General features: G+C 57.6%; 23 protein-coding genes and 1 pseudogene. 19 read left to right on the top strand and 5 right to left on the bottom strand.

What is annotated here, in order from left to right; genetic code table 11:
• Positions 1–432: 432 nt before the first annotated feature.
• A complete protein-coding gene (panM, locus tag NKJ21_RS09680) occupies positions 433–816 on the bottom strand; it encodes an aspartate 1-decarboxylase autocleavage activator PanM (protein WP_012540387.1) in 384 nt (127 codons plus the stop codon).
• A 423-nt stretch (positions 817–1,239) separates the two neighbouring features.
• On the opposite strand from panM, the gene livK reads away from it, so the two are divergent.
• From livK to ugpQ, 12 genes are all read left to right on the top strand, one after another.
• Complete coding sequence (gene livK, locus NKJ21_RS09675) at positions 1,240–2,349, top strand: high-affinity branched-chain amino acid ABC transporter substrate-binding protein LivK (RefSeq protein WP_239270590.1); 1,110 nt, start codon at positions 1,240–1,242, stop codon at positions 2,347–2,349.
• A 61-nt stretch (positions 2,350–2,410) separates the two neighbouring features.
• Positions 2,411–3,337 (top strand): high-affinity branched-chain amino acid ABC transporter permease LivH, encoded by a 927-nt coding sequence (gene livH, locus NKJ21_RS09670; RefSeq protein WP_002920807.1) that lies wholly within the window; start codon positions 2,411–2,413, stop codon positions 3,335–3,337.
• Positions 3,334–4,611, top strand: coding sequence for a branched chain amino acid ABC transporter permease LivM (gene livM, locus NKJ21_RS09665; protein WP_008806971.1), 1,278 nt, complete (start codon positions 3,334–3,336; stop codon positions 4,609–4,611). Before livH ends, livM begins: the two co-directional genes overlap by 4 nt.
• Complete coding sequence (gene livG / locus NKJ21_RS09660) at positions 4,608–5,375, top strand: high-affinity branched-chain amino acid ABC transporter ATP-binding protein LivG (RefSeq protein ID WP_008806972.1); 768 nt, start codon at positions 4,608–4,610, stop codon at positions 5,373–5,375. The genes livM and livG overlap by 4 nt, the downstream gene beginning before the upstream one ends.
• A gap of 1 nt (position 5,376) precedes the next feature.
• Entirely contained in the window at positions 5,377–6,090 is a 714-nt protein-coding gene (gene livF, locus NKJ21_RS09655) for a high-affinity branched-chain amino acid ABC transporter ATP-binding protein LivF (RefSeq protein ID WP_004145133.1), read from the top strand.
• Positions 6,091–6,261: 171 nt separating this feature from the next.
• On the top strand, positions 6,262–6,483 hold the full coding sequence (locus NKJ21_RS09650; protein ID WP_032731361.1) for a type II toxin-antitoxin system Phd/YefM family antitoxin: 222 nt from the start codon (positions 6,262–6,264) through the stop codon (positions 6,481–6,483).
• Entirely contained in the window at positions 6,480–6,848 is a 369-nt protein-coding gene (locus NKJ21_RS09645; RefSeq protein WP_002920800.1) for a type II toxin-antitoxin system death-on-curing family toxin, read from the top strand. Before NKJ21_RS09650 ends, NKJ21_RS09645 begins: the two co-directional genes overlap by 4 nt.
• Positions 6,849–7,139: 291 nt before the next feature.
• Positions 7,140–8,456 (top strand): sn-glycerol-3-phosphate ABC transporter substrate-binding protein UgpB, encoded by a 1,317-nt coding sequence (ugpB, locus tag NKJ21_RS09640; protein WP_008806974.1) that lies wholly within the window; start codon positions 7,140–7,142, stop codon positions 8,454–8,456.
• 106 nt (positions 8,457–8,562) lie between these two features.
• Entirely contained in the window at positions 8,563–9,450 is an 888-nt protein-coding gene (gene ugpA, locus NKJ21_RS09635) for a sn-glycerol-3-phosphate ABC transporter permease UgpA (RefSeq protein WP_012967120.1), read from the top strand.
• Complete coding sequence (ugpE, locus tag NKJ21_RS09630) at positions 9,447–10,292, top strand: sn-glycerol-3-phosphate ABC transporter permease UgpE (RefSeq protein WP_032740290.1); 846 nt, start codon at positions 9,447–9,449, stop codon at positions 10,290–10,292. The genes ugpA and ugpE overlap by 4 nt, the downstream gene beginning before the upstream one ends.
• Before the next feature lies 1 nt (position 10,293).
• Positions 10,294–11,364, top strand: a complete 1,071-nt coding sequence (locus tag NKJ21_RS09625) for a sn-glycerol-3-phosphate import ATP-binding protein UgpC (protein ID WP_023323353.1) — start codon at positions 10,294–10,296, stop codon at positions 11,362–11,364.
• Positions 11,361–12,101, top strand: a complete 741-nt coding sequence (gene ugpQ, locus NKJ21_RS09620; RefSeq protein ID WP_016161912.1) for a glycerophosphodiester phosphodiesterase — start codon at positions 11,361–11,363, stop codon at positions 12,099–12,101. The genes NKJ21_RS09625 and ugpQ overlap by 4 nt, the downstream gene beginning before the upstream one ends.
• Before the next feature lie 23 nt (positions 12,102–12,124).
• On the opposite strand, the gene NKJ21_RS09615 is transcribed toward ugpQ, so the two are convergent.
• Positions 12,125–12,445, bottom strand: a complete 321-nt coding sequence (locus tag NKJ21_RS09615) for a DUF2756 family protein (protein WP_008806979.1) — start codon at positions 12,443–12,445, stop codon at positions 12,125–12,127.
• Positions 12,446–12,568: 123 nt separating this feature from the next.
• On the opposite strand from NKJ21_RS09615, the gene ggt reads away from it, so the two are divergent.
• A complete protein-coding gene (ggt, locus tag NKJ21_RS09610; RefSeq protein WP_023340785.1) occupies positions 12,569–14,314 on the top strand; it encodes a gamma-glutamyltransferase in 1,746 nt (581 codons plus the stop codon).
• Positions 14,315–14,704: 390 nt separating this feature from the next.
• On the opposite strand, the gene yhhY is transcribed toward ggt, so the two are convergent.
• Together yhhY and NKJ21_RS09600 are read right to left on the bottom strand one after the other, a co-directional pair.
• The gene (gene yhhY / locus NKJ21_RS09605; protein ID WP_004181470.1) at positions 14,705–15,193 is read right to left on the bottom strand and encodes an N-acetyltransferase; all 489 of its coding nucleotides are present in this window, start codon (positions 15,191–15,193) and stop codon (positions 14,705–14,707) included.
• Between the two features lie 227 nt (positions 15,194–15,420).
• On the bottom strand, positions 15,421–16,074 hold the full coding sequence (locus NKJ21_RS09600; RefSeq protein WP_008806981.1) for a polymer-forming cytoskeletal protein: 654 nt from the start codon (positions 16,072–16,074) through the stop codon (positions 15,421–15,423).
• Positions 16,075–16,338: 264 nt separating this feature from the next.
• On the opposite strand from NKJ21_RS09600, the gene NKJ21_RS09595 reads away from it, so the two are divergent.
• The 5 genes from NKJ21_RS09595 to gntU all read left to right on the top strand — a co-directional run bounded on the left by NKJ21_RS09595 (position 16,339) and on the right by gntU (position 21,354).
• Positions 16,339–17,376, top strand: coding sequence for an oxidoreductase (locus NKJ21_RS09595; RefSeq protein ID WP_254732870.1), 1,038 nt, complete (start codon positions 16,339–16,341; stop codon positions 17,374–17,376).
• Positions 17,377–17,497: 121 nt separating this feature from the next.
• Entirely contained in the window at positions 17,498–18,193 is a 696-nt protein-coding gene (locus tag NKJ21_RS09590; RefSeq protein ID WP_002920779.1) for a pirin family protein, read from the top strand.
• Between the two features lie 114 nt (positions 18,194–18,307).
• Positions 18,308–19,303: a gluconate operon transcriptional repressor GntR gene (gntR, locus tag NKJ21_RS09585; protein ID WP_002920777.1), complete on the top strand. Its 996-nt coding sequence runs from the start codon at positions 18,308–18,310 to the stop codon at positions 19,301–19,303.
• A gap of 180 nt (positions 19,304–19,483) precedes the next feature.
• Complete coding sequence (gntK, locus tag NKJ21_RS09580; protein ID WP_012540395.1) at positions 19,484–20,014, top strand: gluconokinase; 531 nt, start codon at positions 19,484–19,486, stop codon at positions 20,012–20,014.
• Positions 20,014–21,354 carry a gluconate transporter gene (gntU, locus tag NKJ21_RS09575; RefSeq protein ID WP_008806984.1) on the top strand — a complete coding sequence of 447 codons (1,341 nt, stop codon included), beginning with the start codon at positions 20,014–20,016 and terminating at the stop codon, positions 21,352–21,354. The genes gntK and gntU overlap by 1 nt, the downstream gene beginning before the upstream one ends.
• Here the strand turns inward: gntU and NKJ21_RS09570 are convergent.
• Positions 21,351–21,713, bottom strand: a pseudogene (locus NKJ21_RS09570) (hypothetical protein). The gene gntU and the pseudogene NKJ21_RS09570 overlap by 4 nt on opposite strands.
• A 103-nt stretch (positions 21,714–21,816) precedes the next feature.
• Between NKJ21_RS09570 and asd the strand changes: the two are divergent.
• Positions 21,817–22,923: an aspartate-semialdehyde dehydrogenase gene (gene asd, locus NKJ21_RS09565; protein ID WP_022066277.1), complete on the top strand. Its 1,107-nt coding sequence runs from the start codon at positions 21,817–21,819 to the stop codon at positions 22,921–22,923.
• Positions 22,924–23,128: the final 205 nt, after the last annotated feature.

Raw genomic sequence — 23,128 nt, 5'->3', positions numbered from 1 at the left:
CGGGGATTTCGGGTCTTGACGCCTTTTTGCAACGCGAAATGCTGGGTTAAATGGGGGGCGCCTTTCACGCTGAAAATGCGTTGTCTGCACCCCTCAACCCCGGTCACTTACTGATGTAAGCTCCCGGGGATTTCGGGTCTTGACGCCTTTTTGCAACGCGAAATGCTGGGTTAAATGGGTGGGGGCGCCTTTCCCGCTGCCGATGCGTTGTCTGCGGCCCTCAACCCCGGTCACTTACTGATGTTTCGGGTCTTGACGCCTTTTTGCCACGCGAAATGCTGGGTTAAATGGGCGGGGGCCTTTCACGCCGCAGATGCGTTGTCTGATCCCGGTTGCGCTGCGCTTACCGGGGCTACAATTTCCAGGTAGCCCGGCTAAGCGAAGCGCCGCCGGGTTCTTCCTTGGTCATGCTCCGCATATTGGGGCTACGGCTTAATGCTTTTCCCAACCGGTCTGCTGGGCGCTAAAGCCGAGCGCCTGCATAAATGCGGCCATCACGCCGCGGTCCTCCACCCCTTGGTCGGCGACGCGCCAGCTATTGATGGCCGGGTTATCACGCAACGTCTCTTCCACTAAGTATTGCCCGACGCCGCGGCGGCGGGTCACTTCACGCACGCACAGATCGCTGAGCTCGGCTTCGACGCCGCGCAGGGTGACGCGCACGGCGCCCAGCAGGCGTTCGTTAAAGCGGGCGGCGTAGAGACGATGATTCTCGTCCAGGGTTAGGGTCGACAGATCCTGCGACGGCCAGATTTTCCCCAGGTCGATGCGATCCTGATCGCTGAAGTGCTGTAAACGGATAATGGTCAGTTTCATGGGCGGCAAATCCAGTGCAAAACAGAGGCGCCAGTGTACCCAAAATTGCTGTCTGGCGGAGCGCTGTTTTTTGCGCATACATCAGGGGATTCGTTTTCCGGATGTAGTCAGGGTAGCGCAATCCGTCATGGATCGAAAAATAAGCAGGATTTTAACCTAATGTGCAGCGTTTTATTCCGCCTTATGTATCGTTATTTTATGCTGCAGGATGGACTTTTTTTTGTTTATCTTCACCAAAATACAGAATATTATCTTTGCTTAATCGACTGAAAAATAGAGATTTTAATCTGTTTTTTAGTGAAAAGCTGCGCTAAACCATTAAACTCAATGGTAAAAATGGCGTTGTTTAATAAAAGCACAGAATGCTTTTTAACCATAAAAATACAAAACATTTACACCACATCACGAACGGGGTTCTGCAGCATGAAAAGGAACGCGAAAACCATCGTCGCGGGCATTGTCGCATTAGCGATGTCGCACGCGGCGATGGCCAAGGATATTAAGGTCGCCGTGGTCGGCGCGATGTCGGGTCCGGTGGCCCAGTGGGGCGACATGGAGTTCAATGGCGCGCGTCAGGCGATTAAAGACATCAACACCAGCGGCGGTATTAAGGGTGACAAGCTGGTGGCCGTCGAATATGACGACGCCTGCGATCCGAAGCAAGCGGTCGCGGTGGCCAACAAAATCGTCAACGACGGCATTCAGTACGTTATCGGCCACCTGTGCTCGTCTTCCACCCAGCCGGCTTCCGACATCTATGAGGATGAAGGCATCCTGATGATCTCCCCCGGGGCGACCAACCCGGAGCTGACCCAACGCGGATACCAGTACATCATGCGTACCGCCGGCCTCGACTCCTCGCAGGGGCCGACCGCGGCGAAATATATCGTCGAGAAAGTGAAACCGCAGCGTATCGCCATCATTCATGACAAGCAGCAGTACGGCGAAGGGCTGGCGCGTTCGGTGCAGGACAACCTGAAGAAAGCCGGGGCCAATATCGTCTTCTTCGACGGCATCACCGCGGGGGAAAAAGATTTCTCCGCCCTGCTGGCGCGCCTGAAGAAAGAGAACATTGACTTCGTCTACTACGGCGGCTACTACCCGGAAATGGGCCAGATGCTGCGCCAGGCGCGCTCCGTCGGGCTGAAAACAGTGTTTATGGGGCCGGAAGGGGTCGGCAACGCCTCGCTGTCCAATATCGCGGGCGCCGCGGCGGAAGGCATGCTGGTGACAATGCCAAAACGCTACGATCAGGACCCTGCCAATAGCGCCATCGTCAACGCGCTGAAAGCGGAGAAGAAAGATCCGAGCGGGCCGTATGTCTGGATCACCTATGCCGCCGTTCAGTCGCTGGCGCAGGCGATGGACAGAACCGGCAGCCAGCAGCCGCTGGATTTAATCAAAGATTTGAAAGCGCACGGGGCGAAAACCGTGATTGGGCCGCTGACCTGGGATGAAAAAGGCGATCTGAAGGGATTTGAGTTTGGTGTCTTCCAGTGGCACGCCGACGGCTCTTCGAGCGCGGCGAAATAAGCGCTGAAGACGAGTTATCCCTCCGCCCGCGAACCGCGGGCGGTTTGAAAAAGGTTACCTTATGTCCGAGCAGTTTCTCTATTTTCTGCAGCAGATGTTTAACGGCGTCACGCTGGGCAGTACCTACGCGCTGATCGCCATCGGCTACACGATGGTGTACGGCATTATCGGCATGATCAACTTCGCCCACGGCGAGGTCTACATGATTGGCAGCTATGTCTCCTTCATGATCATCGCCGCGCTGATGATGATGGGCATCGACACCAGTTGGCTGCTGGTCGCCGCCGGATTCGTGGGCGCCATTGTGATTGCCAGCGCCTACGGCTGGAGTATCGAGCGCGTTGCCTATCGGCCGGTGCGTAACTCTAAGCGTCTGATTGCGCTGATCTCCGCTATCGGGATGTCTATCTTCCTGCAGAACTACGTCAGCCTGACCCAGGGGTCGCGCGACGTGGCGCTGCCGAGCCTGTTTAACGGCCAGTGGGTCGTCGGCCACAGCGACAGCTTCTCCGCGACGATCACCACCATGCAACTGGTGATCTGGGTGGTGACCTTTATCGCCATGCTGGCCCTGACGCTGTTTATTCGCTACTCGCGGATGGGGCGCGCCTGCCGCGCCTGTGCCGAAGACCTGAAAATGGCGAGCCTGCTCGGGATTAACACCGACCGCGTCATCGCCCTGACTTTTGTCATCGGCGCAGCGATGGCGGCGGTGGCGGGCGTGCTGCTCGGCCAGTTCTACGGCGTGATTAACCCCTATATCGGCTTTATGGCCGGGATGAAGGCCTTCACCGCCGCCGTGCTCGGCGGTATCGGCAGTATTCCTGGCGCAATGATCGGCGGCTTGATCCTGGGTATTGCCGAGGCGCTCTCTTCTGCCTATCTCAGCACTGAATATAAGGACGTTGTTTCCTTCGCGCTGCTGATTCTGGTGCTGTTAGTGATGCCGACCGGCATTCTGGGCCGCCCGGAGGTGGAAAAAGTATGAAACCGATGCAAATTGCAATGGCGCTGCTGTCTGCCGTGATGTTCTTCATTCTGGCGGGCGTCTTTATGGGCGTGCAGCTGGAGCTGGACGGCACCAAGCTGGTGGTCGATACCGCCGCCGATATTCGCTGGCAGTGGATCTTTATCGGCACCGCGGTGGTCTTTTTCTTCCAGCTGCTGCGGCCGCTGTTCCAGAAAGCGGTTAAGAACGTCTCCGGGCCGAAGTTTATTATGCCGGCGATTGACGGCTCAACGGTGAAGCAGAAGCTGTTCCTGATTGCTCTGCTGGTGATCGCCGTGGCATGGCCGTTTATGGTGTCGCGCGGCACGGTGGATATCGCCACCCTGACGATGATCTATATCATCCTCGGCCTCGGGCTGAACGTGGTGGTCGGCCTTTCCGGCCTGCTGGTGCTGGGCTACGGCGGGTTCTACGCCATCGGCGCGTATACCTTCGCGCTGCTGAACCACTATTACGGTCTCGGCTTCTGGACCTGTCTGCCGCTGGCTGGCCTGGTCTCCGCGGCGGCCGGCTTCCTGCTGGGCTTCCCGGTGCTGCGTCTGCGCGGCGACTATCTGGCGATTGTGACCTTAGGCTTCGGTGAAATTGTGCGTATTCTGCTGCTCAACAATACCGAGATCACCGGCGGGCCGAACGGCATCAGCCAGATCCCGAAACCGACTTTCTTCGGCCTCGAATTTAGCCGTACCGCCCGCGAAGGCGGCTGGGATACCTTCAGCAACTTCTTCGGCGTCAAATACGATCCCTCCGACCGGGTGATTTTCCTCTACCTGGTGGCGCTGCTGCTGGTCGTGCTCAGCCTGTTCGTCATCAACCGCCTGCTGCGAATGCCGCTGGGGCGGGCGTGGGAAGCGCTGCGTGAAGATGAGATCGCCTGTCGTTCGCTGGGCCTGAGCCCGACGCGCATCAAGCTGACCGCCTTTACCATCAGCGCCGCGTTTGCTGGCTTCGCCGGGACGCTGTTCGCCGCGCGCCAGGGCTTCGTCAGCCCGGAATCCTTCACCTTCGCCGAGTCGGCCTTCGTGCTGGCAATCGTTGTGCTGGGCGGGATGGGCTCGCAGTTCGCGGTGATCCTCGCGGCTATTCTGCTGGTGGTCTCGCGCGAGCTGATGCGTGACTTCAACGAATACAGCATGTTAATGCTCGGCGGCCTGATGGTGCTGATGATGATCTGGCGTCCGCAGGGGCTGCTGCCAATGACGCGCGTGCAGTTGAAGCTGAAAAACGGTCAGGCGAAAGGAGAGCAGGCATGAGTCAGCCATTATTATCCGTCAGCGGCCTGATGATGCGTTTCGGCGGCCTGCTGGCCGTCAACAATGTTTCGCTGGAGCTCAGAGAGCGCGAGATTGTCTCGCTGATCGGCCCCAACGGCGCCGGGAAGACCACCGTCTTTAACTGCCTGACCGGTTTCTACAAGCCCACTGGCGGCACCATTATGCTGCGCGACCAGCACCTGGAAGGGCTGCCGGGTCAGCAGATTGCGCGGATGGGCGTGGTGCGGACCTTCCAGCACGTGCGTCTGTTCCGCGAAATGACGGTGATTGAAAACCTGCTGGTGGCGCAGCATCAGCAGCTGAAAACCGGGCTCTTCTCCGGCCTGCTGAAAACGCCGGCCTTCCGTCGGGCGCAGAGCGAAGCGCTGGACCGGGCCGCCACCTGGCTGGAGCGTATCGGCCTGCTGGAGCACGCCAACCGTCAGGCCAGCAACCTGGCCTACGGCGACCAGCGCCGGCTGGAGATTGCCCGCTGCATGGTGACCCAGCCGGAAATTCTGATGCTCGATGAACCGGCGGCGGGGCTGAACCCGAAAGAGACCAAAGAGCTGGACGAGCTTATCGCCGAGCTGCGTAACCATCACAACACCACCATCCTGCTTATCGAACACGATATGAAGCTGGTGATGGGCATTTCCGATCGCATCTACGTCGTGAACCAGGGGACGCCGCTGGCCAACGGGACGCCGGAAGAGATTCGTAATAACCCGGACGTGATCCGCGCATACCTTGGTGAGGCATAAGATGGAAAACGCGATGTTAACTTTTGACAACGTCAGCGCCCACTACGGCAAGATTCAGGCGCTGCACAACGTCAGCCTGCATATCAAACAGGGCGAGATCGTTACGCTGATCGGCGCCAACGGCGCGGGAAAAACCACCCTGCTTGGCACGCTGTGCGGCGATCCGCGCGCCTCCAGCGGGCGCATTGTCTTTGACGGTAAGGATATTACCGACTGGCAGACGGCGAAAATCATGCGTGAAGCGGTGGCGATCGTCCCGGAAGGGCGGCGCGTCTTTTCGCGTATGACGGTGGAAGAGAACCTGGCGATGGGCGGTTTCTTTGCCGACCGCGATCAGTTCCAGACCCGCATCAAATGGGTGTATGAGCTGTTCCCGCGTCTGCATGAACGCCGTATTCAGCGCGCCGGCACCATGTCCGGCGGCGAGCAGCAGATGCTGGCGATCGGTCGTGCTCTGATGAGCCAGCCGCGCCTGCTGCTGCTGGATGAGCCCTCATTAGGGCTGGCGCCGATTATCATTCAGCAGATTTTCGACACCATCGAGCAGCTGCGCGAGCAGGGGATGACGATCTTCCTGGTTGAGCAGAACGCCAACCAGGCGCTAAAGCTGGCCGACCGCGGCTACGTGCTGGAGAACGGCCACGTGGTGCTGGAGGATACCGGCGACGCGCTGCTGGCCAACGAGGCGGTGCGCAGCGCCTATCTCGGCGGTTAATTCATCGCAACCCGGCGTCATTCGCTTCGCCGGTTTGTAGGTTTGTAGCCCGGGCGAGGCGCTTGCGCCGACCCCGGGAGCCGATCGCATAAATACCTTTAAAAGAGCCTGATGGCTCTTTTATTGTACATGTATGTTGTACAATAAAAGAGTACAGCTTTGGAGGTATTTATGAGAACGGTTAACTATAGCGAAGCCCGACAAAATCTGGCCGATGTGCTGGAAAGCGCAGTGACAGGTATACCTGTGACCATTACCCGTCGTGGGCATAAATCTGCGGTCATCATTAGTGCAGAAGAATTTGAACGCTACCAGGCGGCCAGAATGGATGATGAGTTCGCGGCTATTATGGCGGTTCATGGTGATGAGATCAGGGAGCTTGCGGATAAATGACGCTGCAGATTATCTCAGCGGAAGAGATAATACAGTTTCACGACAGGCTGCTCCGCGTCACGCCTGGCGTTGCCGGTATGCCCGACCCGGGGCGTGCCGAAGCGATAATGTATAGGGTGCTAAACAAAATTGAATATGAAGGTGTGACAGACGTGTGGCGACTCGCTGCGATGCACCTGCTGGCGATTTCTCGCGGCCATATTTTCAATGATGGAAATAAGCGTACGGCACTGTTTATTACCCTGCTTTTTTTAAAGCGAAATGGAATTATATTGCCGGCGAACCCGGACTTCGTCGGCATGACCGTCGAGGCGGCAGCGGGGCAACTTACCCTGGAACAGATTGTCGCGCGTTTGCGCGGATGACGGTTAAATCGTTGCAACCCGGCGGCGTTTCGCTTGGCCGGGCTACCCAAGCCGTTGTAGCCCGGGCGAGGCGCTTGCGCCGACCCCGGGAGCCGATCGCGCAACTATTATCCGTGTCTCAGCTCCCACTTTACTTCCCCCGTCCTTTCATCGGCTTGTCATCTCTCTGACCCGTTACTATCTTTTTTTTGTAATAAAAAAGTTATTTTTCTGTAATTCGAACATGTCATGTTACCCCGCGAGCATAAAACGCGTGAAATCGCGCATCCGGCACAACAAGAGAGATAACCGATGATATCGTTACGACATACAGCTTTAGGACTGGCGCTGAGCCTGGCTTTTGCCGGTCAGGCCCTGGCGGTTACCACCATCCCATTCTGGCACTCAATGGAAGGCGAGCTGGGTAAAGAAGTGGATTCTCTGGCGCAACGCTTTAACGCGGCCAATCCTGATTACAAAATCGTTCCGGTATACAAAGGCAACTATGAACAGAGCCTGAGCGCCGGTATCGCCGCTTTCCGTACCGGCAACGCCCCGGCGATCCTGCAGGTGTATGAAGTCGGCACCGCCACCATGATGGCGTCAAAAGCCATTAAGCCGGTGTACCAGGTGTTTAGCGAGGCGGGCATCAAGTTTGATGAATCGCAGTTCGTGCCGACGGTATCCGGGTATTACACCGATTCGAAAACCGGCCATCTGCTCTCCCAGCCATTTAACAGCTCTACGCCGGTGCTGTACTACAACAAAGACGCCTTCAAAAAAGCCGGCTTAGATCCGGAGCAGCCGCCGAAGACCTGGCAGGATCTGGCGGCCTATACCGCGAAGCTGAAAGCCGCCGGGATGAAGTGCGGGTACGCCAGCGGCTGGCAGGGCTGGATCCAGATTGAAAACTTCAGCGCCTGGCATGGTCTGCCGGTGGCCACGAAAAATAACGGCTTCGACGGTACCGATGCGGTACTGGAGTTCAATAAGCCGGAGCAGGTGAAGCATATCGCCCTGCTCGAAGAGATGAACAAGAAGGGCGATTTCAGCTACTTCGGGCGTAAAGACGAGTCCACCGAGAAGTTCTATAACGGCGACTGCGCGATCACTACCGCGTCATCCGGCTCGCTGGCCGATATTCGTCAGTATGCCAAATTCAACTACGGCGTCGGCATGATGCCATACGATGCCGACGTGAAAGGCGCGCCGCAGAACGCCATCATCGGCGGGGCCAGCCTGTGGGTGATGCAGGGTAAAGACAAAGAGACTTACACCGGCGTGGCGAAGTTCCTCGACTTCCTGACCAAACCGGAAATCGCCGCCGAATGGCACCAGAAAACCGGCTATCTGCCGATCACCACTGCGGCCTACGATCTGACGCGCCAGCAGGGCTTCTATGATAAGAACCCGGGCGCCGATATCGCCACCCGCCAGATGCTGAACAAGCCGCCGTTGCCGTTCACCAAAGGCCTGCGTCTGGGCAACATGCCGCAAATCCGCACCATCGTCGATGAAGAGCTGGAGAGCGTGTGGACCGGCAAGAAAACCCCGCAACAGGCGCTGGATTCCGCTGTTCAGCGTGGGAATCAGTTGCTGCGTCGCTTCGAGCAAGCGACCAAATCGTAATCTGTAACTTGCCCGGTGGCGCTGCGCTTACCGGGCCTACGATGTGCCCTATGTAGGCCGGGTAAGGCGTAGCCGCCTCCCGGCATTGTTCAGGAACCCAATCTCAATGTCATCATCCCGTCCGGTATTCCGCTCACGCTGGCTGCCCTATGTGCTGGTCGCGCCGCAGCTGATTATCACGCTGATTTTCTTTATCTGGCCCGCGGGCGAAGCGCTGTGGTACTCGCTGCAGAGCGTCGATCCGTTTGGTCTCTCCAGCCAGTTTGTCGGCCTGGATAACTTCGTTGCGCTGTTCCACGACCCGTACTATCTGGACTCGTTCTGGACCACTATAAAATTCAGCACCCTGGTGACTGTTAGCGGCCTGCTCGTTTCGCTGTTTTTTGCCGCGCTGGTCGACTATGTGGTGCGCGGCAGCCGCTTTTATCAAACGCTGATGCTGCTGCCGTACGCCGTGGCTCCCGCCGTCGCGGCGGTGCTGTGGATCTTCCTTTTTAACCCCGGGCGCGGGCTGATCACCCATTTCCTCGGCGAGCTGGGCTACGACTGGAACCACGCGCAAAACAGCGGCCAGGCGATGTTCCTGGTGGTCTTCGCCTCGGTATGGAAGCAGATAAGCTACAACTTCCTGTTCTTCTTCGCCGCGCTGCAGTCGATCCCGCGTTCGCTGGTTGAGGCCGCCGCCATTGACGGCGCCGGGCCCATTCGTCGCTTCTTTAAGCTGGCGCTGCCATTGATTGCGCCGGTGAGCTTCTTCCTGCTGGTGGTCAACCTGGTTTACGCCTTCTTCGACACCTTCCCGGTGATCGATGCCGCCACCGCCGGCGGCCCGGTGCAGGCCACCACCACCTTGATCTACAAAATCTATCGCGAAGGTTTTGCCGGACTCGATCTTTCCGCTTCCGCCGCGCAGTCGGTGGTGCTGATGTTCCTCGTCATTATCCTGACGGTGGTGCAGTTCCGTTACGTTGAAAGTAAGGTGCGTTACCAATGATTGAGAACCGTCGCGGGCTGACGATTTTCAGCCACACCATGCTGATTCTGGGTATTGCCGTCATTTTATTCCCGCTGTACGTCGCCTTCGTGGCGGCGACGCTGGATAACCAATCGGTGTTTGAAACGCCGATGACCCTGATCCCCGGCGGCCATCTGCTGGAGAACATGAAGACCATCTGGGTGAACGGCGTCGGCGTCAACAGCGCGCCGTTCTGGCTGATGATGCTCAACAGTTTCATCATGGCGTTCGCCATTACGGTCGGCAAAATCGTGGTGTCGATGCTTTCGGCGTTCGCCATCGTCTGGTTCCGCTTTCCGCTGCGTAACCTGTTCTTCTGGATGATCTTTATTACCCTGATGCTGCCGGTCGAGGTGCGGATTTTCCCGACGGTGGAGGTCATCGCCAACCTCGACATGCTCGACAGCTACGCCGGGTTAACGCTGCCGTTGATGGCTTCGGCCACCGCCACCTTCCTGTTCCGCCAGTTCTTTATGACCCTGCCGGACGAACTGATTGAAGCGGCGCGTATTGATGGCGCTTCGCCGATGCGTTTTTTCCGCGACATCGTGCTGCCGCTGTCGAAAACCAATCTTGCGGCGCTGTTCGTCATCACCTTTATCTACGGCTGGAACCAATATCTGTGGCCGCTGCTGATTATTCAGGATGTGAATCTTGGCACCGCCGTCGCCGGTATCAAAGGCATGATCGCCACCGGCGAAGGTACTACCCAGTGGAATCAGGTGATGGCGGCGATGCTGCTGACCCTGATCCCGCCGGTCGTCATCGTTTTAGCCATGCAGCGCGCCTTTGTGCGTGGCCTGGTCGATAGTGAGAAATAAAATGGCTGGTTTAAAACTACAGGCAGTAAGCAAAAGCTGGGATGGCAAAACCCAGGTGATTCAACCGCTGACGCTGGACGTGGCGGACGGGGAATTTATCGTCATGGTCGGCCCGTCGGGCTGCGGGAAATCAACGCTGCTACGGATGGTTGCCGGACTGGAGCGGGTGACCAGCGGCGATATCTGGATCGATCGCAAACGGGTGACTGAGATGGAACCGAAAGATCGCGGCATCGCGATGGTGTTCCAGAACTATGCGCTTTATCCGCATATGAGCGTGGAAGAGAACATGGCGTGGGGGCTGAAGATCCGCGGCATGGGTAAGGGATTGATTGCCGAGCGGGTGCAGGAGGCGGCGCGTATTCTGGAGCTGGATGGTCTGCTCAAGCGTCGCCCGCGGGAGCTCTCCGGCGGTCAGCGCCAGCGCGTGGCGATGGGCCGCGCTATCGTGCGTGACCCGGCGGTATTCCTGTTCGACGAACCGTTGTCAAATCTCGACGCCAAGCTGCGCGTGCAGATGCGTCTGGAACTGCAGCAGCTGCATCGCCGCCTGAAAACGACTTCGCTGTACGTCACCCACGATCAGGTCGAAGCGATGACCCTGGCCCAGCGGGTGATGGTGATGAATAAAGGCGTTGCCGAGCAGATCGGCACCCCGGTGGAAGTGTATGAGAAGCCCGCCAGCCGCTTTGTGGCAAGCTTTATCGGCAGCCCGGCCATGAACCTGCTGGAAGGGCGCATCAGCGATGACGGCGGTCGCTTCGAGCTGGCCGGTGGCATGGCGTTGCCGATGAATCACGAGCATCGGCGCTACGCCGGGCGTAAAATGACGCTCGGTATCCGCCCGGAGCACTTTATTTTAAGCTCGCAGGCGCAAGGCGGCATTCCGCTGCTGATGGATACCCTGGAAATTTTAGGTGCCGATAACCTCGCCCACGGGCGCTGGGGCGAGCAGAAGCTGGTGGTCAGACTGCCGCATCAGCAGCGCCCGGCGGGCGGCAGCACGCTATGGCTGCATCTGCCTTTGGAACATCTGCACCTCTTTGATGGTGAAACAGGACAACGCGCATGAGTAACTGGCCTTATCCCCACATCGTCGCCCATCGCGGCGGCGGTAAACTGGCGCCGGAGAACACCCTGGCGGCTATCGACGTTGGCGCCCGCTACGGGCACACGATGATTGAATTTGACGCCAAGCTGTCGAAGGACGGGCAGATCTTTCTGCTGCATGACGATAATCTCGAACGCACCAGCAACGGCTGGGGCGTGGCGGGCGAGCTGGCGTGGGACGATCTGCTGAAGGTCGATGCCGGCAGCTGGTTCAGCCGTGAATTTAAGGGCGAGCCGCTGCCGTTGCTCTCTCAGGTGGCGGAGCGCTGCCGCCGTCACGGTATGATGGCGAATATCGAAATTAAGCCGACCACCGGGCTGGGGCCGCAGACCGGCAACGTGGTGGCCCTGGCTGCGCGCGATCTGTGGCAAGGCATGGCCGCGCCGCTGCTCTCCTCCTTTGAAATCGATGCTCTGGAGGCGGCGCAGGAAGCCGCGCCCGAGCTGCCGCGCGGGCTGCTGCTGGATGAGTGGCGCGATGACTGGCGCGAATTGACCACCCGGCTGGGCTGCGTGTCGATTCACCTCAATCACAAGCTGTTGGATGCGGCGCGGGTGGCGAGCCTGAAACAGGCCGGCCTGCATATTCTGGTGTACACGGTCAATAAACCCCAGCGCGCCGCCGAGCTGCTGCGCTGGGGTGTAGATTGCATCTGCACCGATGCCATTGACGTCATCGGGCCGAATTTCCACCCTTAAGACGGATTTGCGGCGGCTGACCTTTACGGGTTGGTCTGCCGCAGCATTCCACCGTTGTTGTTCGGTAGCACCTGCTGCGGCGGATTGAGATTGCCGCCCTGGGCCGCGCGCTGCTGATTCGTCTGCAACTGGTTTTGCAAATGCTGCTGCTGCGAGCGGGTCTGATTGTTCAGATCCTGCTTCAGCATGCTCTGCTGCTGCTGTTGCTGCACCTTCATCTCATTTTGCATGCGCTGCTGGCTGGGCACCACGTAACCCGGCTGGTTAGGGTTGTTATTAATATTGATCGGCTGGGCTAATACGCCAAGCGGCATCAGCGCCGCCAGAAACAGAATCGCTTTCATGGTTTTCTCCTCCCGTGCGTGGGATCACTTAAGTGTACCTCGAATCCGCCATAACAATGATTTTTTAGGAGTTATCAACCAGGCTTAAGCGGGGAATGAAACCTACCTTTCAGGAGTAAGACAATGATAAAAACAACAATATGGCGCCAGGTGGTCATCGCTGCGTTGCTGGCGGGCGGTAGTTTCACCGTCGCCGCCAATCCGCCACCGCCGCCGCCGGTCTCTTATGGCGTAGAGGAAGATGTGTTCCACCCGGTACGCGCCCGGCAGGGGATGGTGGCGTCGGTGGACGCGCTGGCGACCCGCGTCGGCGTGGATATTCTGCGCCAGGGCGGCAACGCTGTCGATGCGGCGGTGGCGGTTGGCTACGCGCTGGCGGTCACGCATCCGCAGGCCGGGAATATCGGCGGCGGCGGTTTTATGATGCTGCGGACTAAAGACGGCAAGACCACGGCGATCGATTTCCGCGAAATGGCGCCGGAACAGGCCACCCGCGACATGTTCCTTGACGACCAGGGCAACCCGGACAGTAAAAAATCACTGACTTCGCATCTGGCCTCCGGCACGCCAGGCAGCGTCGCCGGTTTCTCTCTCGCCCTGGAAAAATACGGCACCATGCCGCTGAACAAAGTGATCCGCCCGGCGATTAAGCTGGCAGAAGAGGGCTTTATCGTTAACGATGCGCTGGCGGACGATCTGAAGACCTATGGCAGCGAAGTGATCCCGCAGCATGAAAACAGTAAAGCGATCTTCTGGAAGAACGGCGAGCCGCTGAAAAAGGGCGACCGGCTGGTGCAAAAGAATCTCGGTAAGAGCCTGGAGCTGATTGCCGAGCACGGCCCGGAGGCCTTCTATAAAGGGGCCATCGCCGACCAGATCGCTGACGAGATGAAAAAGCACGGCGGGCTAATCACCAAAGCCGATCTTGCCAGCTATAAGGCCGTGGAGCGTACGCCGGTTAGCGGCGAATATCGCGGGTATGAGGTTTATTCCATGCCGCCGCCGTCTTCCGGCGGGATCCACATCGTGCAGATCCTCAATATCCTCGAAAACTTCGATATGCAGAAATATGGCTTTGGCAGTGCCGATGCTATGCAGGTGATGGCGGAGGCGGAGAAACACGCCTATGCCGACCGTTCTGAATATCTCGGCGACCCTGACTTCGTCAAAGTGCCGTGGCAGGCGCTGACCAGCAAAGCTTACGCCAAAGCAATTGCCGCCGAGATTGATGTCAACAAGGCCAAACCTTCCAGTCAGATCCGCCCGGGCAAGCTGGCGCCGTATGAAAGTAACCAGACCACCCACTTCTCGGTGGTCGATAAAGAGGGTAATGCGGTGGCGGTGACCTATACGCTGAATACCACCTTCGGTACCGGCATTGTGGCCGGCGATTCCGGTATTTTACTCAATAACCAGATGGATGATTTCTCGGCGAAGCCCGGCGTGCCTAACGTCTATGGTCTGGTGGGCGGCGACGCCAATGCGGTGGAGCCGAAAAAACGCCCGCTGTCGTCGATGTCGCCGACCATTGTGGTGAAAGACGGCAAAACCTGGCTGGTGACCGGCAGCCCGGGCGGCAGCCGGATCATCACCACCGTGCTGCAGATGGTGGTCAATACCATCGATTTCGGGATGAACGTCGCGGAAGCCACCAACGCGCCGCGCTTCCACCATCAATGGCTGCCGGATGAGCTGCGGGTGGAGAAAGGCTTTAGCCCGGATACCCTGAAGCTACTCGAGGCGAAGGGGCAGAAAGTGGCGCTGAAAGAGGCGATGGGCAGTACCCAGAGCATTATGGTGGGACCGGATGGTATGCTGTATGGCGCCTCCGATCCGCGTTCGCCGGATGATTTAACGGCGGGGTATTGATGTGTTGCCCGGTGGCGCTGCGCTTACCGGGCCTACAACTGTGCGAACGTAGATACTGTTATCGGTTTGCAACTTTTTTGGTCCGGGAAAAATATGTGCTTTGTGTTAATTCAGAGCACATTGCGCTCCCGATATTTCTTCTGCGTTATGACTCTCATGGCGCAGGGAGCGCACAGAGGGCGGCCAGTCGCCGCCGCCCTCTGTACTCCCGGGCTCTGGCCGCCAAAATCGCCACTTCGTGGTACCTTCGACTTATCCCGGCCTGCCGGGAACGTCTCAGCGATTTTGAGGCCACCAACACCGGTGGTTTCAGCCAGCACGGTGAATAAATTAAAGACAGGCCGCACAGACCGTAGACCGGGTAAGGCGAAGCCGCCACCCGGCAACACGCTACTTCATTCTCGCCATATAATACGCATCCACATACTCACCGTTGCGCAGCGCGTAACGCCTGCCGGTGCCTTCGATCTCAAAGCCGTACTTCTTATACACCGCAATCGCCGGGGCATTATCGGCGAACACCGTCAGCTCAATACGTTCAACCCGCAGCCAGTTGTCGCACATATCAATCATGGTACGCATCAGCGCGCTGGCGACGCCGCGGTTGTGCCAGCGCGAATCCACGCTGACACCAAAATCGGCGACGTGGCTACGGCGGGGACGTTGGACGACGGCAATGCTTAAATGGCCGACGACTTGCTCATCGATACAGGCCACCAGCTGCTTCACGCCGGGCGTATCGGTTAGCCGCTCCCGCCACATATGTTCGGATGGATGAGGGACCTGTAGCGTGTTGTGATACACCTCCGGCTGGGCGTGAATTTGACGAATCGCGTCAATATCTTTCGGTTCAGCATGGCGTATCACGATGTCACTCATTCCTTGTTCCTCATTCAGGTGAAAAGTCCCTTTAAACATCACTGACTACGGCGTTCGAGTCAACACGCATTATTTGCAAAAAAAAGTAGACAAGTGCGAATGAGAATGATTATTATTGTCCTGCATTCAGGGAGACCCTTGCGGAAAGCCTGAAAGCACGACATTGCTCACATTGCTTCCAGTATTACTTTAGCCAGCCGGGTGCTGGCTTTTTTTTTGCCGCTATTTCAGGCGCTCTGCGGCCTGGCGGGCTCCGCGTCGGCTTTGGATGGCGTGTCTGCTACCAGACCGAGAATATGACTTTTGTTCTCCGCTGCGGCCAGCATTTCAGCGCGACCGCTAAAAACCCCGCCTTTCTTGATCGCCAGCGCGCGATAGGCGAGGGTACCATCCAGATGGCCGTGCTCCTCGATGGTGATGCTATCGCCATGACACTGGCCCTGCACCTTGCCGTCAATAATCAGCTCCCGGCAGCTGATGTTGCCCTCCACCTGGCCTTCACGCATTACCTTAATCAGATGCTCTTTGGCCTCAATGTTGCCGGTCAACTGGCCGTGAATATAGACATGGCCGCTGGCGACGATATTGCCGACGAAATGTACCCCGCTGGCGATGATCGTGGTCTCGTGTTTTTTGCTGGCGACCGCTTCGGGTTCTGGGTTTATTGCCGGAAGTGTGGCTGCTTCTGACGCTTGAGGTTCCGTTTTATTTTTCTTAATAAACATCGCGTTAATCTTGTTCCGTTGGCTATGGAGGAGGAAAGCGACAAGCGCGCAGGCGGCCGCCAGGCGCGCCAGCGCGATGGCATCGACAGACCAGGCGATCAGTCCAAGAAGCCAGAAAAAAAGGGTGCCGTTTATGGCGAAATACTGTTTGTCCATTAGCAGCGTCTGGCTACTCCGTTAGTCATCAGCAACGTCCTGGTTTGCCCTCCACTTATCCGTAGTTTCGCCGTTAGGATCAAGTTTTTTAGCTGGAAAATGGCGAATTAATCACTGGTTAATCAATTAGTTATTAATATTTTCGTATAAGTGATGCTTGAGCTATTTTGCTGGCGAATCTTCCAGGAAAGCGGACAGAGAGGATGAAGTGATGGCCCGGCTTGCGCTATGGTTGAAGGTAGCTCATCAACTAAGGACAGCGTTATGACTCTGCACTGTGCATTTATTGGCTTTGGTAAAAGCACCACCCGCTATCACCTTCCTTACGTTTTGCAACGCAAAGACCGCTGGCAGGTGGCGCACATTTACCGCCGCCGGGCGAAGCCCGAGGAGCAGGCGCCGCAGTATTCCCATATCCATTTCACCAGCGATCTTGATGACGTGTTAAACGACCCACAGGTCAAACTGGTGGTGGTCTGCACCCACGCCGACAGTCATTTCGAATATGCGAAAAAGGCGCTGGAGGCGGGGAAAAACGTGCTGGTGGAAAAGCCGTTCACCCCGACGCTTGAGGAGGCCAAAACCCTGTTTTCCCTGGCAAACAGCAAAGGTCTCACGGTGACGCCCTACCAGAATCGCCGTTTCGACTCCTGTTTCCTGACCACCAAAAAGGTGATTGAGAGCGGGAAACTCGGCGAACTGGTGGAGATCGAAAGCCATTTCGATAACTACCGCCCGGTGGCGGAGACCAACCCCGGCGGCCCGCAAAACGGCGAGTTCTATGGTCTCGGCGTGCATACCCTGGATCAGATCATTTCGCTGTTCGGCCGTCCGGACCATGTCTCTTACGATCTGCGCTCGCTGCGCAATAAAGCCAACCCGGATGACACCTTTGAGGCCCAACTGTTCTACGGCGATCTGAAGGCCATCGTCAAAACCAGCCACCTGGTGCAGATCGACTACCCGAAATTCATCGTTCACGGCCATAAAGGTTCGTTTGTGAAATACGGCATTGACCAGCAGGAGACCAGCCTGAAGGCCAATATCATGCCGGGCGAGCCGGGTTTTGGCGCGGACGACAGCGTCGGCGAGCTGGTGTACGTCAACGAGGCGGGGGAGACGGTGCGTGAAGCGGTGCCGCTGGAGACCGGCGACTACGGTCGGGTGTACGACGCGCTGTATGAAACTCTCGTCAACGGCCAGCCGAATTACGTCAAGGAATCTGACGTTCTCACCAATATGGAGATCCTGGAGTGCGGCTTTGAACAGCCTTCTCCGGCCACCATCACCCTGGCAAAATAAGCAAAACGGGCTCCTCGACGCTTGTTCATATTTTTTGAACAGAGGAGTCAATTTTCACCCTCTATGATCGACGGCGAAATGGGTCCACACTGACTCCATCGAAAACATACGGGGGTGCAACATGATCTACTTACGCAAAGCGAACGAACGTGGCCACGCTAACCATGGTTGGCTGGATTCCTGGCATACTTTCTCTTTCGCCAACTATTATGACCCGAATTTTATGGGCTTCTCTGCCCTGCGGGTGATTAACGACGACGTCATCGACGCCGGTCAGGGCTTCGGTACCCATCCACACAAAGACATGGAAATCCTGACTTATGTGCTGGAAGGGGCGGTGGAGCACCAGGACAGTATGGGCAACAAAGAGCAGGTGCCGGCAGGCGAGTTCCAGATCATGAGTGCGGGTACCGGGGTGCGCCACTCTGAGTACAACCCGAGCAAAACCGATCGTCTGCGTCTGTATCAGATCTGGATTATTCCGGAAGAAACCGGCATTACCCCGCGCTACGAGCAGCGCCGCTTCGACGCCGCCCAGGGCAAACAGCTGGTGTTGTCGCCAGATGCGCGAGATGGCTCGCTGAAGGTGTACCAGGATATGGAACTCTATCGCTGGGCGCTGCTGAAAGATGAGCAGTCGGTTCACCAGATTGCCGCGGAACGCCGCGTGTGGATCCAGGTGGTCAAAGGCGAAGTGACCATCAACGGTACCAAAGCCACCACCAGCGACGGTTTGGCCATCTGGGACGAGCAGGCGATTTCGGTTCATGCCGACAGCGATAGCGAGATCCTGCTGTTCGATCTGCCGCCGGTTTGATAGTTATCTGAGCCAGGTTAAATAAATTGCGCAACCTTCTCCAACATCGGCGAAGGTTGCGCTTTGTCCGTGATAAACTGAGAAAATGTTTCCCCGTTGATCACAGTCAGGACGATGAAAAAGAAAAGACCCGTACTTCAGGATGTAGCCGATCTTGTCGGCGTGACCAAAATGACGGTCAGTCGCTATTTACGCAACCCGGAGCAGGTCTCCGAAGCGCTGCGTGGCAAGATTGCCGTTGCCCTCGATGAACTGGGTTATATTCCCAATCGCGCCCCTGACATTCTCTCCAACGCGACCAGCCGCGCCATCGGCGTGCTGCTGCCGTCGTTAACTAACCAGGTCTTCTCGGAAGTGCTGCGCGGTATCGAAAGCGTCACCGACGCCTTCGGCTATCAAACCATGCTGGCGCACTACGGCTATAAGCCGGAAATGGAAGAGAAACGCCTCGAATCGATGCTCTCCTGGAACATTGACGGCCTGATCCTCACCGAACGCACTCATACGCCTCGCACCCTGAAGATGATTGAAGTCGCCGGCATTCCGGTGGTGGAGCTGATGGACAGCCGGTCGCCGTGCCTCGATATCGCCGTCGGGTTTGATAACTTTGAAGCCGCCCGGCAGATGACCGCAGCGATTATCGCCCGCGGCCACCGCCACGTCGCCTATCTGGGGGCGCGTCTCGATGAACGAACTATCATCAAACAGAAGGGGTACGAGCAGGCGATGCTCGACGCCGGGATGACGCCCTATAGCGTGATGGTGGAGCAGTCTTCGTCCTACTCGTCGGGTATTGAGCTGATGCGTCAGGCGCGCCGCGAATATCCGCAGCTTGACGGTATCTTCTGTACCAACGATGACCTTGCGGTCGGCGCGGCGTTTGAATGCCAGCGCCTGGGGCTGAAGATCCCCGATGATATGGCGATCGCCGGGTTCCACGGCCATGATATCGGCCAGGTGATGGAGCCGCGGCTGGCCAGCGTCCTGACCCCGCGCGAGCGGATGGGACGCATCGGCGCCGAACGGCTGCTGGCGCGCATTCGTGGTGAAGCGATTACCCCTAAGATGTTAGATTTAGGTTTCACATTGTCACCGGGCGGATCAATTTAAACTGACAAGTTTGAAGTAGATCACACATATTCACATCTGGCACGAATGGATATTGCTTCTCCACAGGTCCGGCATGACAATGTTACCGATAACAGTTACCCGTAACAATTAACCGATACGCCGCCTTCGCGCTGGATGAGTCAGCCATGGCGCGGCGTACCTGTCCGGTGGGAGGATGCTTTGAGCACGACTAATCATGATCACCACGTCTATGTTCTGATGGGCGTTTCCGGCAGCGGGAAATCCGCTGTCGCCAGCGAAGTGGCGCATCAACTGCATGCCGCGTTTCTCGACGGCGACTTTCTGCATCCGCGCAGCAACATCACTAAGATGGCCTCCGGTGAGCCACTGAACGATGATGACCGCACGCCGTGGCTGCAGGCGCTGAATGACGCCGCGTTTGCTATGCAGCGTACCAACAAGGTGTCGCTGATCGTCTGCTCGGCGCTGAAGAAGAGCTATCGCGACATTCTGCGCAAGGGCAACCCGAACCTCTCCTTCATCTATCTGAAAGGCGATTTCGACGTGATCGAAAACCGTCTGAAGGCACGCAAAGGACACTTCTTCAAAACCCAAATGTTGGTGACGCAGTTTGAAACGCTGCAGGAACCAGGCGCCGACGAGAGCGATGTGCTTATCGTCGATATCGACCAGCCGCTGGAAGGCGTGGTGGCCAGCACCATCGAGGTGATCAACAAAGGCAGTCACTAGTGAGTACTTTAACGCTTGTTTTAACAGCAGTCGGCTCGGTATTGCTGCTGCTGTTTTTAGTCATGAAAGCGCGGATGCACGCCTTCGTGGCTTTGATGGTGGTTTCTATTGGTGCAGGTCTTTTCTCCGGCATGCCGCTGGATAAAATCGCGGCGACGATGGAGAAAGGGATGGGCGGTACGCTGGGCTTCCTGGCGATCGTCGTCGCGCTCGGCGCGATGTTCGGTAAGATCCTGCATGAAACGGGGGCGGTCGATCAGATTGCCGTCAAGATGCTCAAATCCTTCGGCCACAACCGCGCGCACTATGCGATTGGTCTTGCCGGTCTTATCTGCGCGCTGCCGCTGTTCTTCGAAGTGGCCATTGTCCTGCTGATCAGCGTCGCTTTCTCGATGGCGCGCCATACCGGCACTAACCTCGTGAAGCTGGTGATCCCGCTGTTTGCCGGGGTGGCCGCCGCCGCCGCGTTCCTGCTTCCCGGGCCGGCGCCGATGCTGCTGGCGTCGCAAATGCACGCCGACTTTGGCTGGATGATCCTGATTGGCCTGTGCGCCGCGATCCCGGGGATGATTATCGCCGGTCCGTTGTGGGGTAACTTCATTAGCCGCTACGTTGAGCTGCATATTCCTGACGATATCAGCGAACCGCATCTCGGCGAAGGCAAAATGCCCTCCTTCGGCTTTAGCCTGTCGCTGATCCTGCTGCCGCTGGTGCTGGTGGGTCTGAAAACCATCGCCGCGCGCTTTGTGCCGGTGGGTTCCACTGCCTACGAATGGTTCGAGTTTATCGGCCATCCGTTCACCGCGATCCTGGTTGCCTGCCTGGTCGCGATCTACGGCCTGGCGATGCGCCAGGGGATGGCGAAAGACCGCGTGATGGAGATCTGTGGCCACGCGCTGCAGCCGGCGGGGATTATCCTGCTGGTGATCGGCGCCGGCGGCGTCTTCAAGCAGGTGCTGGTTGACTCCGGCGTCGGCCCGGCGCTCGGCGAAGCGCTGACAGGCCTGGGTCTGCCGATTGCGATTACCTGTTTCGTGTTGGCGGCGGCGGTGCGTATCATTCAGGGCTCTGCCACCGTGGCGTGCCTGACGGCGGTCGGCCTGGTGATGCCGGTGATTGAGCAGCTGAACTACAGCGGCGCGCAGATGGCGGCATTGTCTATCTGTATCGCCGGCGGCTCGATTGTGGTGAGCCACGTGAACGATGCCGGCTTCTGGCTGTTCGGTAAATTTACTGGTGCGACGGAAGCCCAGACGCTGAAAACCTGGACCATGATGGAAACCATCCTGGGTACCACCGGGGCGATTGTCGGTATGATCGCTTTCCAGCTGCTGAGCTAAGCCCGCTCACCTCCCGCTCGCGGGGTATAAAAAGCCAGGGTAACGCTGCTTACCCTGGCTTCTTTGTAATAAGCCGCCCTTTTTCCCCCTTTTCCTTGCCTGCTATTCGCCCTTATTAGCGCTACGACGATGCTCGTATCCCTCGTCAGCCCTTGCTGTGCCTGGGTTTGATGCGTTTATTTGGCAAGCGGTAAATCACCTGATTTCGCGCTCAATCCATAATCAGGATCAATAAAATAGCAACGGAAAATATTCCATTGCGCAGGGGATTTCCCCGATAATCGTTGCGTTTTTGACGACGACCAGCGACGGTGGACAATGTGCAGGATAAGTTGCTTTTCTGATTGTTCAGCAATCATTGATTAATTTCACTTGCGACTTTAGCTGCATTTTGTAAGGTGAGGGATAATCCAGTTGGAAACTGGCCAGGCACAAACAGCACACACCTCGCAGGAATACGTTATGAAAAATGTTGGTTTTATCGGCTGGCGCGGAATGGTCGGCTCTGTTCTCATGCAACGCATGGTTGAAGAGCGCGATTTCGACGCCATTCGCCCGGTGTTCTTCTCTACCTCCCAGCTGGGACAGCCAGCGCCGTCATTCGGCGGTAGCACCGGTGGCACGCTTCAGGATGCGTTCGATCTGGACGCGCTGAAGGCACTGGACATTATTGTCACGTGCCAGGGCGGCGATTACACCAACGAGATTTACCCGAAGCTGCGCGAAAGCGGCTGGCAGGGTTACTGGATTGACGCCGCCTCTTCGCTGCGCATGAAGGATGATGCGATCATTATCCTCGACCCGGTTAACCAGGACGTGATCACCGCCGGCCTGAATAACGGCATCAAAACCTTTGTCGGCGGCAACTGTACCGTTAGCCTGATGCTGATGTCCCTCGGCGGCCTGTTTGCCCAGGATCTGGTGGAGTGGGTCAGCGTGGCAACGTACCAGGCGGCTTCCGGCGGCGGCGCGCGTCATATGCGCGAGCTGCTGAGCCAGATGGGTCAGCTGCACAACCATGTTGCGGCAGAGCTGGCGAATCCGGCTTCCGCCATTCTGGATATCGAGCGCAAAGTGACGTCGCTGACCCGCAGCGGCGAGCTGCCGGTGGATAACTTCGGCGTACCGCTGGCGGGCAGCCTGATCCCGTGGATCGACAAACAGCTGGATAACGGCCAGAGCCGCGAAGAGTGGAAAGGCCAGGCGGAGACCAACAAGATCCTCGCCACCTCGTCCGTTATCCCGGTAGACGGCCTGTGCGTCCGCGTTGGCGCGCTGCGCTGCCACAGCCAGGCGTTCACCATCAAGCTGAAGAAAGATGTGTCTATCCCGACCGTTGAGGAGCTGCTGGCCGCGCACAACCCGTGGGCCAAAGTGGTACCGAACGATCGTGATATTACCATGCGCGAGCTGACCCCAGCCGCGGTGACGGGCACCCTGACCACCCCGGTAGGGCGCCTGCGTAAACTGAATATGGGGCCGGAGTATCTGTCGGCCTTTACCGTTGGCGACCAGCTGTTGTGGGGCGCTGCGGAGCCGCTGCGCCGGATGCTTCGCCAGCTGGCGTAAGCGCAGGATGAACATAAAGGGGGTCTTCAAGCCCCCTTTTTTTTTGCGTAATACAAGGAGTAAACGCGGATGTTAGATTTTTCCCCACGGAGGTAACTCAGCCTTGGCTATGCTTTAAGTAAGGAATTCCTTACCTGAAGGTGGGACGGAGCAGGAGGATGCTGAGAGCACTGCGCCGTTCAGGTCAAAAAAAGTCGCCAGTTAC

Origin of the sequence: Klebsiella sp. SWET4, from assembly GCF_024296565.1 — a bacterium.
Lineage (GTDB): Bacteria > Pseudomonadota > Gammaproteobacteria > Enterobacterales > Enterobacteriaceae > Klebsiella > Klebsiella variicola.
The sequence above is the reverse complement of the archived record's forward strand: the minus strand, read 5'-3'. Positions and strand labels throughout refer to the sequence as shown.